General features: G+C 50.4%; 11 protein-coding genes. 10 read left to right on the top strand and 1 reads right to left on the bottom strand.

Annotation, left to right across the window (positions count from 1 at the left end; genetic code table 11):
- Window positions 1–465: 465 nt before the first annotated feature.
- Entirely contained in the window at window positions 466–2,046 is a 1,581-nt protein-coding gene (locus tag Q7O77_RS06505; RefSeq protein ID WP_304164636.1) for a TerC family protein, read from the bottom strand.
- An 863-nt stretch (window positions 2,047–2,909) separates the two neighbouring features.
- Here Q7O77_RS06505 and Q7O77_RS06500 point away from each other — a divergent pair.
- The 10 genes from Q7O77_RS06500 to Q7O77_RS06455 form a co-directional block, all read left to right on the top strand.
- Entirely contained in the window at window positions 2,910–4,046 is a 1,137-nt protein-coding gene (locus tag Q7O77_RS06500) for a polysaccharide export protein (RefSeq protein ID WP_304164634.1), read from the top strand.
- Between the two features lie 13 nt (window positions 4,047–4,059).
- A complete protein-coding gene (locus Q7O77_RS06495) occupies window positions 4,060–4,494 on the top strand; it encodes a protein tyrosine phosphatase (protein WP_304164631.1) in 435 nt (144 codons plus the stop codon).
- A 15-nt stretch (window positions 4,495–4,509) separates the two neighbouring features.
- A complete protein-coding gene (wzc, locus tag Q7O77_RS06490) occupies window positions 4,510–6,684 on the top strand; it encodes a tyrosine-protein kinase Wzc (protein ID WP_304164627.1) in 2,175 nt (724 codons plus the stop codon).
- A gap of 305 nt (window positions 6,685–6,989) precedes the next feature.
- Window positions 6,990–7,988, top strand: a complete 999-nt coding sequence (locus tag Q7O77_RS06485) for a hypothetical protein (RefSeq protein WP_304164624.1) — start codon at window positions 6,990–6,992, stop codon at window positions 7,986–7,988.
- Between the two features lie 42 nt (window positions 7,989–8,030).
- Window positions 8,031–9,095 (top strand): glycosyltransferase family 1 protein, encoded by a 1,065-nt coding sequence (locus Q7O77_RS06480; protein WP_304164620.1) that lies wholly within the window; start codon window positions 8,031–8,033, stop codon window positions 9,093–9,095.
- A 27-nt stretch (window positions 9,096–9,122) separates the two neighbouring features.
- Window positions 9,123–10,277: a glycosyltransferase family 4 protein gene (locus Q7O77_RS06475; protein WP_304164618.1), complete on the top strand. Its 1,155-nt coding sequence runs from the start codon at window positions 9,123–9,125 to the stop codon at window positions 10,275–10,277.
- Between the two features lie 37 nt (window positions 10,278–10,314).
- Window positions 10,315–11,724 (top strand): undecaprenyl-phosphate glucose phosphotransferase, encoded by a 1,410-nt coding sequence (gene wcaJ, locus Q7O77_RS06470; RefSeq protein WP_304164615.1) that lies wholly within the window; start codon window positions 10,315–10,317, stop codon window positions 11,722–11,724.
- 253 nt (window positions 11,725–11,977) lie between these two features.
- Window positions 11,978–13,423 carry an MOP flippase family protein gene (locus Q7O77_RS06465; RefSeq protein WP_304164614.1) on the top strand — a complete coding sequence of 482 codons (1,446 nt, stop codon included), beginning with the start codon at window positions 11,978–11,980 and terminating at the stop codon, window positions 13,421–13,423.
- 94 nt (window positions 13,424–13,517) lie between these two features.
- Complete coding sequence (locus tag Q7O77_RS06460; RefSeq protein ID WP_304164611.1) at window positions 13,518–14,351, top strand: glycosyltransferase; 834 nt, start codon at window positions 13,518–13,520, stop codon at window positions 14,349–14,351.
- Window positions 14,352–14,379: 28 nt separating this feature from the next.
- Window positions 14,380–14,626: hypothetical protein (locus tag Q7O77_RS06455; RefSeq protein ID WP_304164609.1), on the top strand; the 247-nt coding region annotated here is incomplete at its 3' end.

Here is a 14,626-nt window from a genome sequence, read left to right as displayed (position 1 = left end):
GAGATTCGCCTTAGTCTCGTGGGCTCGGAGATGTGTATAAGAGACAGATACAGGGAGGGCTGACCTCCTTCGCCGGTCCAGACAACATCAGCGGATGCAAACTCCAGCCAGACGACCGTCTGGCCTCCTGTCTGTTTCTGACTGATATCACAGGAGCAGGAGTGTGCTTTGGCGGGATTCAGCGCCTTGAATTGGATATAACCGCATAGACATCCTCCGGATAGTTCAGTTGCCATCGTCGTGATTCCTCATCGGCCAGTGATGTAGAGAGGCAATGTATCAAAAAGGATTGGCTCCCACTATGTGTGGGGTGGCGGCGTTGGGGACTGCATTTTTTGTTGTGACAGGAAAGCGATCTCGTGGGGCGTGATCGTCGGAGTTGATGCAATGAGGCCAGGCGGTGGGGCGATGCGCCGCTCAGTGAGCAGCGCAGGGGACGGTGTCGTAGGTCCTAAACTGAAGGGATTAGACCTCGTACTCTATTTCGTTGTCGTCCTGTGGGATTACCAACACTTTTATAATGCGGTGGCTTTCTACGGACAGCACCCGGAACAACACGTTATCGATGCGCACCTCGTCGCCTTCTTCCGGTATTTTTTGCGTATGTTCCATCAACAGGCCGGCCAACGTATGGAACTCGCGTTTCTCTTCCAGTTTCAAAGGGACGTACATCAGCAAATCTTCAACCGGCAGATAGCCGTTGGCGATGAGCGTGCCGTCTTCATTCATCTGAATATCGTGGCGCGCGTCCAGTTCTTCTCCTTCCAGCGGCAGGTTGCCCGCGATGGTTTCCATCACGTCGCTCAGCGTCACAATGCCTTCGACCGAGCCGAACTCATCCACAATAAACGCGAAATGCGTATGCGCTTCGCGGAACTGCTCAAGCGCAGATAACAGCGAGAGCTGTTCCGGAAAGACCAACGGTTGCCGGATGAGGGTTCTCAGGTCCAGAGGTTCGCCGTTTAACTGCTGACGCAGCAGCTCAATGACATGCACGACGCCGAGGGGTTCATCCGACACATTACTGTCGGTAACGACCAGGCGGGTATGCGAATTTTTTTCCATCAGCGCGGGAAGGTTTTCCGGCGCGGTATTGATATCAACGTTTTCGATATCATGACGGGAAGTCATGATGCTGCCCACGGAACGCTGGGACATCCCGAGCACGCGCTCGATCATCCGCTGTTCCTGCTGATTGAAGACCTGCTGGCTGTCGGCATCGGTGCTGTCGGCGTGGGTCGTGGTTTCTCGATCCCCGTCTTCCTGCTCGCCGCGCAGCAGTTTCAGCACCGCTTCAGCCGTGCGCTGACGCAGCGGCATGGCCGAAGAGAGGAAACGGCGTCGATTAAACATCGCTACCTGATTCAGCATCTCTATCATGACGGAGAAGCCGATCGCCGCGTAGAGATAGCCTTTGGGGATGTAGTAGCCGAAAGCTTCTGCTACCAGACTGAAGCCGATCATCAAAAGGAAGCTCAGGCACAGAATAACGATGGTAGGGTGGGCGCTGACGAAACGGGTAAGCGGCTTACTGGCCAGCAGCATCAGGCCGATGGCGATGGTCACTGCGGCCATCATGACCAATAAATGGTCGGTCATACCGACGGCGGTGATCACCGAATCCAGTGAGAAGATCGCGTCCAGCACCACAATTTGCGCCACCACGGGCCAAAAGCGCGCGCCTTTACGTTGATTTTGCTGATCCTCGTCCTTGCCTTCGAGCCGTTCGTTGAGCTCCATCGTTCCTTTAAAGAGCAGGAATAGCCCACCGATCAGCACGATGAGATCGCGTGCGCTGAATTCCTGTCCCAGCATGGAGAATAACGGCGAGGTCAACGTGACCAGCCAGGAGAGTGAAGAGAGCAGAACGAATCGCATCAGCAGCGCTAATGACAAGCCGACGACCCTTGCGCGATCCCGTAATTTTTCCGGCAGTTTTTCAGCAAGAATTGCGATGAACACCAGATTATCAATGCCCAACACCAGCTCCAGCACCACCAACGTGGCCAGACCGGCCCAGATTGTTGGATCGACCATCCATTCCATAATCGGAAATTACCTCTATTAACATCATGTATTTAATAACCGGATAGGTTATCAGGACACACCCCATCCCACCAGACATTGTGCCCCTGTGGGCTAATTCCTCGCGTGGACGCAGCGTGGTTATAGGAATAAACCTAGGGGAAAGAAAAACCGAAGGTGCTATCTTCCGGTAATAAATGTTATTTAAGGATTTATTTAGTTATGGCTAATAAACCGACCTCTTTCAAACTTAAATACGGACTTAATATCGTGTTTTTGTCTCGAATCAGGGGCGTCTGCCAAAAATAAAGAGGGACGTTATAGCCATTATCCGAAAATGGCCTTGTCGTCGATATTCACCTTGTCATCAGGAATTATTTTTCCCTATGCTTTTGAAGCGTGAATAAGGTTTATTTATTCATGAATTAAATTCTTTTTTCGGGTGTTTTTCCTATTGATTTTACAGATAGCACACAGAATTTATGTTTGCCTTAAAGAATGAAATGTTTTTAGCGGATTGGTTGCTGCAAGCCAAGGGCGGTAGCGTACCTAACGGTGAGTAATTAAATAACTTTTGTCGGTAACTTTAATTACTTTTTAAGGGTTATCATTAAGCTGTTCTAATGTTTATTTGGGCCGTGAATGTCCGTCTCTTAATCAAAGAGTCACCTAACAGACACAACCTTAATAGGGTTAATGAACGGAGTGGAAACACAATTGATGATAAGAAGAAGGAAAGGGATGTATTGGGCAGAAACATGCCGTAATCTGATATTTCCAAGCCTTAACGCTAATAGAACTTTCTTATTTCACAAACATGACAGTTTTTTCTTATAACTGGTGCGCCCTTTACTTCCATTATTGAAAAGCGATGGCATAACAGGATGATAAACCTAAAAATGAGATTAGTTCCGCTGCTTGTTTCGACGATATTACTGGGAGGGTGTACGGTTATTCCGGGTTCGCACCTCTCGATCTCCGATAAAGAAGTCGTGGAACAGCCGGATGACGATTTCAATATCAGTAAACTGGTGAATGTATACCCGATTACCCCTTCATTAATTGACCGTCTTCGGACAAAACCTGTCATTGCACAGGCTAACCCGCACCTGGAGCAAGAACTGCAAAGTTACGAATATCGCATTGGCGTGGGCGATGTCCTGATGGTGACGGTCTGGGATCATCCTGAACTGACGACGCCAGCGGGGACATACCGTAGCGCCAGCGACACCGGCAACTGGGTCCACTCTGACGGCACCATCTTCTATCCCTATATCGGCAAGGTGAAGGTCGCGGGCAAGACGGTCAGCGAAGTGCGCGGCGAGATTATGCGTCGCCTGGCGCAGTACATCGAATCGCCGCAGGTTGAAGTCAGCATTGCGGCGTTCCGCTCGCAGAAAGCCTACGTCACGGGCGAAGTGTCCAAGTCGGGTCAACAGGCTATCACTAACGTGCCGTTGACCATCCTTGACGCCATCAACAGCGCGGGTGGGCTGACCACTAACGCCGACTGGCGCAACCTGATTCTGACCCATAACGGTAAAGACGAGCGGATTTCGCTGCAGGCTTTGATGCAGAACGGCGATCTGTCCCAAAACCGTTTGTTGTATCCGGGCGACATTCTGTTTATCCCGCGCGATGACGATTTGAAAATCTTCGTCATGGGCGAAGTCAACAAACAGACCACGTTGAAAATGGACCGCAGCGGCATGACGCTGACCGAAGCGTTGGGCAATGCGGAAGGGATGAATCAGTCCTTTGCCGATGCGACCGGGGTGTTCGTCATCCGTCCGTTGCATGGCTCCCAGGGACCGAAGCTGGCGAACATCTACCAGTTGAATACGTCGGATGCGACCTCGCTGGTCATGGGCTCTGAATTCAAATTGCAGCCTTACGACGTGGTGTATGTGACGACGGCGCCGGTGGCACGTTGGAACCGTCTGATCACACAGCTGGTGCCGACGATTGGCGGGTTCAACGACCTCAGCGAAGGCTCGTTGCGTATCCGCAACTGGCCCTAGGAGTTAGGAAGCGATGTTTGATTCCATTCTGGTGGTCTGTGTCGGCAACATCTGTCGCTCTCCGACGGGAGAGCGGTTATTGAAGCAGGCGCTCCCGGACAAGACAGTGGCTTCGGCCGGACTGGGCGCGCTGGTCGGCAAACCCGCGGACAGAGTGGCAACTGAAGTCGCGGCCCGGCATGGCTTGTCGCTGGAGGGGCATAGCGCTCGGCAGCTGACCGGCGCGCTGTGCCGCCAGTTTGATCTGATTCTGGTGATGGAGAAGGGTCATATTGATGCGGTTGGCCGTCTTGCGCCGGAAGTGAGAGGGAAAACCATGCTGTTCGGCCACTGGCTGAACCAGCAGGAAATCGACGACCCCTACCGCAGAAGTCGTGAAACGTTTGAAATGGTATACACCCAATTAGAACAGTCTGCCCATCAATGGGTGCAGGCACTGAGCCGTTAACCTGCAGGGATTAAGATGTCAGAGAAAATTGCCGTGAAAACATCTGAAATTGATAAATCAGACGATGTCGATTTGGGCCGTTTACTGGGAACAATGCTGGATAACCGCTGGCTTATTATCAGCGTCACCACCATTTTTACTGTTCTCGGCATTCTCTATGTATTAATGGCGACGCCAATATATCGCGCCGATGCGTTAATTCAGGTGGAGCAGGATGCGGGCGACAGTCTTTTAAAAGATGTCTCCAGTATGTTGCCGGACGCCAAGCCGCAATCTGCCGCTGAGGTTGAATTAATCAAATCCCGGATGGTCATTGGGAAAACTGTTCAGGATTTATCGTTGGATACGGAGGTGGAGCAAAAATACTTCCCAGGCATCGGTAAAGGCCTCGCGCGCATTATGAATCAGAAGTCTGGAAATATCGCCATTTCGCGCCTGCAAGTCCCCGGCATATTAATGAACAAAATGCTGACGCTGGAAGTGTTGGATGGCGGACGCTATCGCCTGACCGACAGCGACGGCCGCGTTGATATTATGGGGAAAGTCGGACAGCTGGAAAGTCACGATAGGGTTTCTATTCTGGTCAGTGATATTGAAGCGCCGGAAGGAACGGAATTCAACGTGCGTAAACTGGACGAGCTGACGGCGATTAATAAAACGCTTAATGCGCTGGCGGTGGCGGATAAAGGCAAAGATACCGGCGTATTATCGCTGACGCTGGAAGGCGTTAACCCGGAGCTGACGCAAAAGATTCTGGACAGCATCGCCAATAATTATCTGCAGCAGAACGTTGAACGGAAATCGGCGGAAGCGGCGAAAAGTTTGGAGTTCCTCAAAGGCCAGTTGCCTATTGTACGGACCTCGTTGGATGAGGCGGAAAATAAGCTGAATCTGTTCCGCCAGCAGAATGATTCTGTGGATCTGTCGCTGGAAGCGAAGTCCGTGCTGGATACGATTGTGGGCGTCGAGTCTCAGTTGAACGAGCTGACCTTCAAAGAGGCGGAAATTTCCAAGCTCTATACCAAGGAGCATCCGGCGTACCGCGCCCTGATGGAAAAACGCAAAACGCTGGAAGATGAGCGGGACAAGCTGAACAAACGCGTCAACAGCATGCCGAAGACCCAGCAGGAAATTCTGCGGTTGACGCGTGACGTCAACGTCGGTCAGGAAGTCTATGTCCAGCTGATGAATAAACAGCAGGAACTCAGCATCAACAAGGCCAGCACCGTCGGCAATGTGCGAATCATCGACTCTGCGATGGTGGAAATGAGCCCGGTGAAACCGAAGAAAGCGCTGATGGTATTGCTGTCCATCATCCTTGGCAGCATGGTATCCGTGGCGTTCGTCGTGCTCAAAACCGTACTGCATAAAGGGATCGAAAACCCCGAGCAGTTGGAAGAGCTGGGCGTCAACGTCTACGCCAGCGTGCCGCTGTCCGAATGGCAGCAGAAGAAAGATCGTGAAACGGCCGTCAGACACAAACGCGGCAGCCCGATGGTTCCGGCGCTGCTGGCGATGGGGAATCCGACCGATCTGGCTATCGAAGCGATCCGAAGTCTGCGCACCAGCCTGCACTTCGCCATGATGGAAGCGAAGAATAATGTGCTAATGATTTCCGGCGCCAGTCCCGGTATCGGCAAATCTTTCATCAGCGCCAACCTGGGGGCGGTCGTTGCCCAGTCTGGTCAGCGGGTTCTGGTGGTGGATTGCGATATGCGTAAAGGCTATGCCCACCAGCTGATGGGGACGAGCGGCGACAAAGGGTTGTCAGATATTCTGTCTGGACAGCTTGCCGCAGAAACCACGGTGCGTCAGACGGCGCAGGAAAATTTGAGTTTTATTCCTCGTGGTCAGATCCCGCCGAACCCGTCGGAACTGTTAATGCACAATAACTTCTCCCGTTTCCTGGGGTGGGCGAGCGAAAACTTCGACATCGTTCTGCTGGATACGCCGCCGATTCTGGCGGTGACGGACGCGGCGATCATCAGTCGTCAGGTGGGTACGTCGCTGCTGGTGGCGCGCTTCCTGGTGAACACGCCGAAAGAGATCGAAGTCAGCATCCGCCGTTTCGAGCAAAACGGCACCGACATCAAAGGCGTGATCTTGAATGCCGTCGTGAAACGCGCAGCCAGCTACTACGGAGATGGCAGTTACAACTACTATGCGTATGAATATAAGTCGGATAACTAACGACCGCTGTTAAGTGATGGGCGTATATCCGACGTCGAAGGGTCTGGAGGCCGTATTTCTTGAAGGCTTCCAGACCGTACCTCTGCGATATCGCCGTCCGACGCCTGCCACCCTCCTATCTGTCGTTTATTTTATTTAGAGCGTATTCGCTAATGTCTATAGCCATCGAAAGTAACGCCCCGGCAGTGAACTATAGGGAAGGTGCTCTGACATCGACATTGCGTTGGCTGATCGCTGCCCTGTTTGTCGCTACGCCGTTAAACCCCTATATCAGTGACATGACCGTATATTTATGGCTGCCATTGGTGTTCTTAGATTTTCAGTTCCTTGCGCGACTCAAAAAGGTCACGTTAAAACCGACGCTGTTCATCCTGCTCTTTCTCAGCTTTTGTCTGCTGATTGGACGTATTGATATTGCGGTCAAAGGCACCGCTATCAGCCTCGGTGTCATTTATCTGATCAAAGTGGGTAAGCCGATTGTCGACAAGATCTTCGTCTGCCTGATCTTTTCCGCGCTGTGGTGCGTATTGCAATTTATCGCGTTCCAATTTGGACAAGAGTATTCCGCCATGCTCGGCCCCAGCGCGATATCGACGCTCATCTGGGGAGCCTATGCGACGGAGACTTACACTAACCAATATGTCGTCTTCTTCCTTCCGCGAATGTCGGGGTTATCCCGAGAGGCGGGCTTTTTTGTATCGCTGCTGCTGATTACCTTCATCATCAGAGCAAGAGATAAAAAGCTGACGAAAAAAGAGATACTGATTTTTATTCTGGCCTTTATGTTCAGCCTGTCCAAAGTCTCTCTGGTGCTGTTTATCTTCCTGTTTCTGTATTTGCTGCGGCATTACATTCGAAAAATACCCGTCAACATCACGATCATTGCGTTTATTTTTCTGTCAGTTTGCCTGGCGCATTATCTGAATGTGGGATCGCCAGATTACTTTTACGATCATGAATCTTTCGCTCACCGTTTTTCCCCGTCCTATTTATTGACGGATATGAAGCTACCGAATCTGCTGTTTGGTTGCGACAGAGAATATCAGTGTTTCAACAGCAGCCAGCCGATCATCGGTTTCTTCGAGCCTAAAGGACTTAAACCCAATATTGGCCTGTCAGGCATTTTGGTGGAAATGGGCGTATTTGGACTGATGACGATCTTCCTGGCTTCCGTCTTACTGAAACTGGATAGCTATGATATGGGGATCCTGATCTGTTTCACACAGACCGTCACGCTCTTCACCGTCGATAGCTTCATTATCCTCACGTATTACTACATCATCACGAACAAACAATATCGTTAGGGATGATACCAATACTTTTAACCAGACAATCAGGGTGATCATGTGATTTTCGTCAATGCCAGGTTCCTGACTCAGGATATTACCGGGGTGCAGCGCTTTGCAGAAGAACTGAGCCTGTCGCTAAATACAATGAGAGATGACGTGGTATTTTTATCGCCGCGCGATATATTGCGGCAGGATGTCGCTAAACAGCTCAACGTCAAAATCATCGGTAAAAACAGCGGCCACGCGTGGGAGCAATATGATCTTCCCCGTTACCTCAAGCGCAACGGCTCGCCTTTATTAATTAATTTATGCAGCACCGCACCGGTGTTTTATAAAAACAAAATTGTGACGCATCACGATGTCACTTATAAACGCTATCCGCAGAGCTACTCCAAGAAATTCAGGCTGCTGTATAACACCTTAGTCCCGCTGATGATTAAAAATTCGCATAAGCTGATTACCGTCAGCGAATTTTCCAAGCTGGAGTTGGGGAAGCACTATCACATCGATCCTCATAAAATCGCGGTGGTTTACAATGCGGTCAGCGGCAAATTCAGCGGCAATGATAAAGTCAGTGCGGACGCCGGTCACGATGCGTATTTGCTGGCGGTCTCCTCTCCAAATTATCACAAGAATTTTCACAGTCTGATCGAAGCCTTCAGCCAGCTGGACAATAAAGACATCACATTGAAAGTGGTGGGGGGCGGTTCAGGCAGTTTTAAAAAGCAGAGTTATCTGCAAAACCTCGACGAAAGCCGTATTCAATTCGTCGGCCGCGTCAGCGATGACGATCTGCTGGCGCTTTACCGCAACGCCACCGCGTTCATTTTTCCTTCGTTGTATGAAGGTTTCGGTATTCCCCCCCTGGAAGCTCAGGCATGCGGTTGTCCGGTGATTTCTTCTAATGCGGCTTCGATGCCGGAAGTATTAGGCGACAGCGCGACGTTTTTCTCGCCATTAAACATTCAGGATATGAGTGAAAAAATCGCTTCGGTCATTTCTGAGCCTGATTTGAGGAGTTCTCTTATTCAAAAGGGATATCAAAATATAGAAAGATTCTCCTGGAATAAATCCGCAGAACAACTGAGTCATATTATTGATGGCGTTTTAGTTAAACGCTGATTATTTTTTATTTTTAGGGAGATGAATATGTCAGATAACTACAAAGTAGGGATCGTGACGGACTGGCTGGTGACCTATGCAGGTGCAGAGAAAGTTCTCAAAGAAATGCTGGCAGTTTATCCCAAAGCGGAACTTTACTCAGTCATCGATTTTTTTGATGAAAAAAGCCGTGAGCTTATTGCCAATAAACACGCAACGACCACCTTTATTCAAAAGTTTCCCAATGCGAAAAAAAACTATCGGAAATATCTGCCTTTCATGCCATTGGCGATTGAACAATTAGATCTGTCGAGTTATGACGTTGTTTTATCCAGCAGTCATGCGGTAGCGAAAGGCATTCTCACCGGGCCAGATCAATTACATATTAGCTATGTGCATTCACCTATTCGCTACGCCTGGGATTTACAGCACCAATATTTAAGAGAGTCCGGAATGAATAAAGGACTAAAAGGTTTTATCGCCAAAGTCCTATTGCACAAGATGCGTCTTTGGGATTACCGTACTGCCAACGGCGTAGACCACTTCGTGGCGAACTCTCAATTTATCGCCAGAAGAATAAATAAAATCTATCGCCGAGAAGCTGATGTCATTTATCCGCCGGTCGATATTTCGAGCTTTAAGTTTTCAGATAAGAAAGAGGAATTCTATTTAACGGCGTCTCGACTGGTTCCTTATAAAAAAGTGGACCTGATTGTCGATGCATTCTCGAAAATGCCAGATAAAAAACTGCTGGTGATTGGAGATGGGCCAGATATGAGCAAAGTTAAATCTCTGGCGAAATCGAATATCGAACTGCTCGGTTATCAAAGCGATGCCGCCCTGATTGACTATATGCAGCGCGCGAAGGCCTTTGTTTTCGCGGCGGAAGAAGATTTTGGTATTTCCCCCGTCGAGGCACAGGCTTGCGGTACTCCGGTGATTGCTTTCGGAAAAGGCGGTGCATTAGAAACCGTTCGTCCGTTGGGTGTGGATAAACCGACAGGTCTGTTTTTCGAACAGCAAACGGCAGAGTCGCTGTGCCAGGCGGTGAACGATTTTGAACAATTGGATGGGAAGATCGGTGCCGAGGATTGCCGGGAAAATGCGCTACGGTTTTCCGTGAACAGATTCCAGCTTGAATTCGATAATTATGTAAAAAATAAATGGGAGCTTTTTGACGAGAGCAAAAAGATTATTTATTGAGACTGACTCATCAAACTAAATCTATATGAGAAAAATGATGTTAAAAGAACCAGGTAACATCGTCTATACAAACGCCTCCATGATATCCATGTTGCAGCGTTTTACCGATATAGTAACCATATTGCTGAGTACATTTCTTGTCTCTTTTTTCGTCAACGGTGAGATTGATCTTCAGCATTGGTTGCTTGCCTTTATTAGCCTCTCTATTTTTCAATTATTCGGGGGAATTACTGATTTCTATCGTTCATGGCGGGGCGTCAGTTTCCGACGCGAAATCAAACTATTGATGCGCAACTGGGTGCTGAGCGTTATTTTCAGCGCCGGAATACTGTCTATTTTCCCTACGAAGTTTATTGGTTTTTACTACCATGCGCTGTGGCTCAGTATTTCGCTGGTGTCGTTTATTCTGTCGCGCCTGTTAATTCGTGTCGCGGTCAGATACCTGCGTCAGCTGGGTTATAACACGCGTCGCGTCGTGATTATCGGCGACTCGATGGCGGGTCTGCATATGATCGAAAGCATTCTCAAGGCGCCGTGGTTGGGACTGAACATGATCGGCTACTATCTGCCGGAAAAAGACGCGGTGGCGGAGTCCTACGAAGCCGCCAACGTCAGAAAGCTCGGCGGCGTAGAGGCGCTGATCAAGAGCGCCAAGCGGGGCGAGATCGACAAGGTCTATATTGCTTTGCCGATGAAAGACTCCGAGCTTATCGACACCATTCTGCAGGAGCTGTCGGACACCACCTGCACCGTCTTGCTGATCCCGGACATTCTCATGTTCAGCATGTTGCAGTCACGCAGTGAAATGATAAATGGAATACCCGTTATCTCCCTCTACGATACGCCGATGAGTGGTCTTAACGTCCTTATCAAGCGAATCGAAGACATTATTATCGCCTCGATAATCCTATTGCTGATTTCACCGCTGATGCTCCTGATTTCCATTACCGTCAAGGCGACCTCGCCCGGACCGGTGATATTCCGCCAGAAACGCTACGGCATCGACGGCAAGCCGATTGAGATCTGGAAATTCCGCAGCATGAGCGTCATGGAGAACGGCGATAAGGTTATCCAGGCTACGAAAGGGGATGCGCGTATTACGCCAGTCGGCGCTTTCTTGCGCCGGACCTCGCTGGATGAGCTGCCCCAGTTCTTCAACGTCATTCTGGGCGATATGTCCATTGTCGGCCCTCGTCCCCATGCCGTTGCTCATAACGAGCAATACCGGAAATTGATCAAAGGCTACATGCTGCGCCACAAGATGAAACCCGGCATTACCGGCTGGGCTCAGATCAACGGCTGGCGTGGAGAGACAGAAACCCTCGACAAGATGGAAAAGCGGGTGGAGTTCGATCTCAGCTATATCCAGAACTGGACGCTGTGGCTGGATATAAAAATCATCTTCCTGACCATCTTTAAAGGCTTTGTCAATAAATCAGCCTATTAATCAGACCGCACGGATGCGGTATGGATCGCTCCGTCACCTGTCTCTGTAACGAATTAAGCCAAGCCAGCGCCGGACCGCAGAGTTTGCTCGTCGTCCGGCTGCTTGTCCGACGTTGGGGAAGGGCGAGACGTTCGGCGGTCATCATCTCGTGATGCTGTGAACATGATGCAACCTTGTCCGGTTGAAGGGAGATAGAGTCAGAAATCAGGCTCTGTGCTGTTATTCATACATAATTAATAAAGAAAAAAACGCTATGGGACTCATTTCTAACACCAAGTGGGTGGGGTTTTCGCAAGGGTTCAAAATCATCGTCCAGCTAATGAACATCGTGGTTTTAGCTCGGATGATCCCGCCGCAGGAGTACGGTCTGATGGCGATGGCGCTGGTCGTCGTCAATCTGGCGACGTTGGCCCGTGATTTAGGAACGTCAGCCGCCATCATTCAACGCAAAGAGCTGCAGGACAAGACCATCAATGCGGTGTTCTGGCTGAACATCTTCATGGGCCTCGGCGTGTGTTTGGTGGTGGTGCTGATCTCGCCGGTGGTGTCGAGTTTCTTCAATCAGGACAAGCTCGTACTCATCCTGTGCCTGCTGTCGCTCAGTTTCCCGCTTGGGAGCAGCTCCGCCGCACATTTGGCCCTGCTGGAGCGTCAGTCGCAGTTCAAGAAAGTGGCCTTCATCGAAATTACCTCGTCGCTGTTTTCGTTCGTCGTCGCCGTTACGCTAGCGGTGATGGGATACGGCGTCATGAGCCTGGTCGCGCAGGTCATCGTGCTGAATTTGATGTCGACCGTTCAGCTCTGGCTGGCGTCGGCCTGGCGTCCCTCGTTCTCGCAGATCTGGGATAAGGCCGAGCTAAAAAGCATCTTTGGTTTCAGCGCCAATCTCACGGCGTTCAACTTCATCAACTACTTCTCCCGCAACGCGGACAGCATGATCATCGGGCATTACTTCTCCTCGCTGATACTGGGTGCCTATTCGCTGGCCTATCGCATTATGCTGTTTCCGCTGCAAAGCCTGACGTTTGTGGCGTCCCGCGCGCTGTTCCCGGTGCTGAGCCGCTATCAGGACGAGCCGGAGAAAATACGCGAAGTCTATTACAACGTTCTCTACTACATCCTGCTGCTGGTCGTCCCTTTGATGATGGGCATTGCGATCTTGAGCAAGGAGTTCGTGCTCATCGTCTTCGGCGACAAATGGGCGCTGACCGCCACGATCCTGGTCTGGCTGGCGCCGACCGCGATTATTCAGTCCATTCTCAGCACGTCCGGCACCCTGTTTATGTCCAAAGGGCGGACAGACACGCTGATGATATTGGGATTGCTTGGCGCCATTCTGCAGGTCTCCGCGTTCATGATCGGGTCCCGGTATGACATCGTCACCTTCTCCCAGTTTTACTTTATCGCCAACATTCTCAACTTCATCCCGGTCATCGTGTGCGTGAGATCGCTGATTGGCTTCTCCGTCGTGGCCTTTTTCAAACGCATTCTGCCGATTCAGGTCTCCGGCGCGTTGATGGTGGGGGGAGTGTATGGCATCAAAACGGTACTGAGTCGCTCTCTGACTACGGAATGGGTGCTGGCGATTTCCATTCTCTGCGGGATGGCGACTTACACCCTCGCCATGCTGCTGGTGGATAAAACATTGCGCACGACGATAGCAGGGATCGTGCGAAGAAAGAAAAAGGCGCTGATATAACGCCGCGCTACAGGGAAATAATTACGCTGATGTCTTGGCATAAAGAACGTATCCGGTTCTTTATATTTAATGAATTCATCGAGGTGGATCGAATATGAGTCCTTTGGTTTCTGTTTATATACCAACCTATAATCGCTCTTCTTTAGTCAAGCGCGCGGTTGAGTCTGTTAAAAATCAGACCTACAAAAATATTGAAGTGATCGTCGTCGATGATGGTTCAACCGATGATACCGAAGCGGTCGTCAAATCGTTGGTTGGCGGCCATACCGCCGTCAGATTCTACAAAAACGAAAATACCAAAGGCGCCTGCGGCTGCCGGAATACGGCCATCAAATATGCGCAGGGTGAGTACATTACCGGGTTGGATGACGACGACGAATTTACGCCGGACCGCGTCGACACCTTCGTGACGTTTTTCGAAAAAAACCGCTATCCCTACATCTCGTCCGGCATTGTGTTTCGGGGAGATAAAGGTGACTTTATCGAGTTCGATAAAGCGGGCGTGATTACGCTGGATGATCTCTGCCAGTCGAATGTGATCGGCAATCAGGTGTTCACCACCACCGAGAACATGCGTGAGATTGGCGGGTTCGACAACGCTTCGCCCGCGTGGCAGGACTATGACACCTGGCTGCGTCTGGCGGCGAAGTTCGGCAACGGCTATCGCATCGGCGGGGCCACCTATATTCAATATCTTGACCACGGCTTCAACCGCATCACCAAATCGAAAAAGCTCAAGAACGGCTATGAATTTTTCATCAACAAGCATGCGGCGCTGTTGAATGAGAAGGCGGTCAAGACGCTTTACTTCCAATACAAACTGGCGGCTGAAGAGAAGCTGAGCTTCTCCGAGCTGCTGACGCTGACGGATACGCGCGTCTTTTTAGGCGCCACCAAATACTACCTGAAAGGCCTGCTGCAAAAATAACCGGTCGCTGTGAGTCGGCATGCCTGGAATGACCGCATTTCAGGCTCTTCAGGCAGGTTATTTTACGGTGAATATCATGAAAGTTTTTTATTGCGATACTGACATCTTCAGCGGACACGAGAAAATGTTCCTGGCCGCCGCCTGCGGCGTGTCGGACAAATTTCCCTGTGTGCTTATTCTGAATGAGCACAACCCCAAGGCCCTGGCGTACTGCCGGGAGCACGGACATTTCGATCAGATCATCACTTTGCCGATCAAAACGGTGAAATTTGCCT

The sequence above is a fragment of the Lonsdalea britannica genome (genome assembly GCF_946477055.1).
Classification (GTDB): domain Bacteria; phylum Pseudomonadota; class Gammaproteobacteria; order Enterobacterales; family Enterobacteriaceae; genus Lonsdalea; species Lonsdalea britannica_A.
This window is presented reverse-complemented; position numbering and strand designations above follow the sequence as displayed.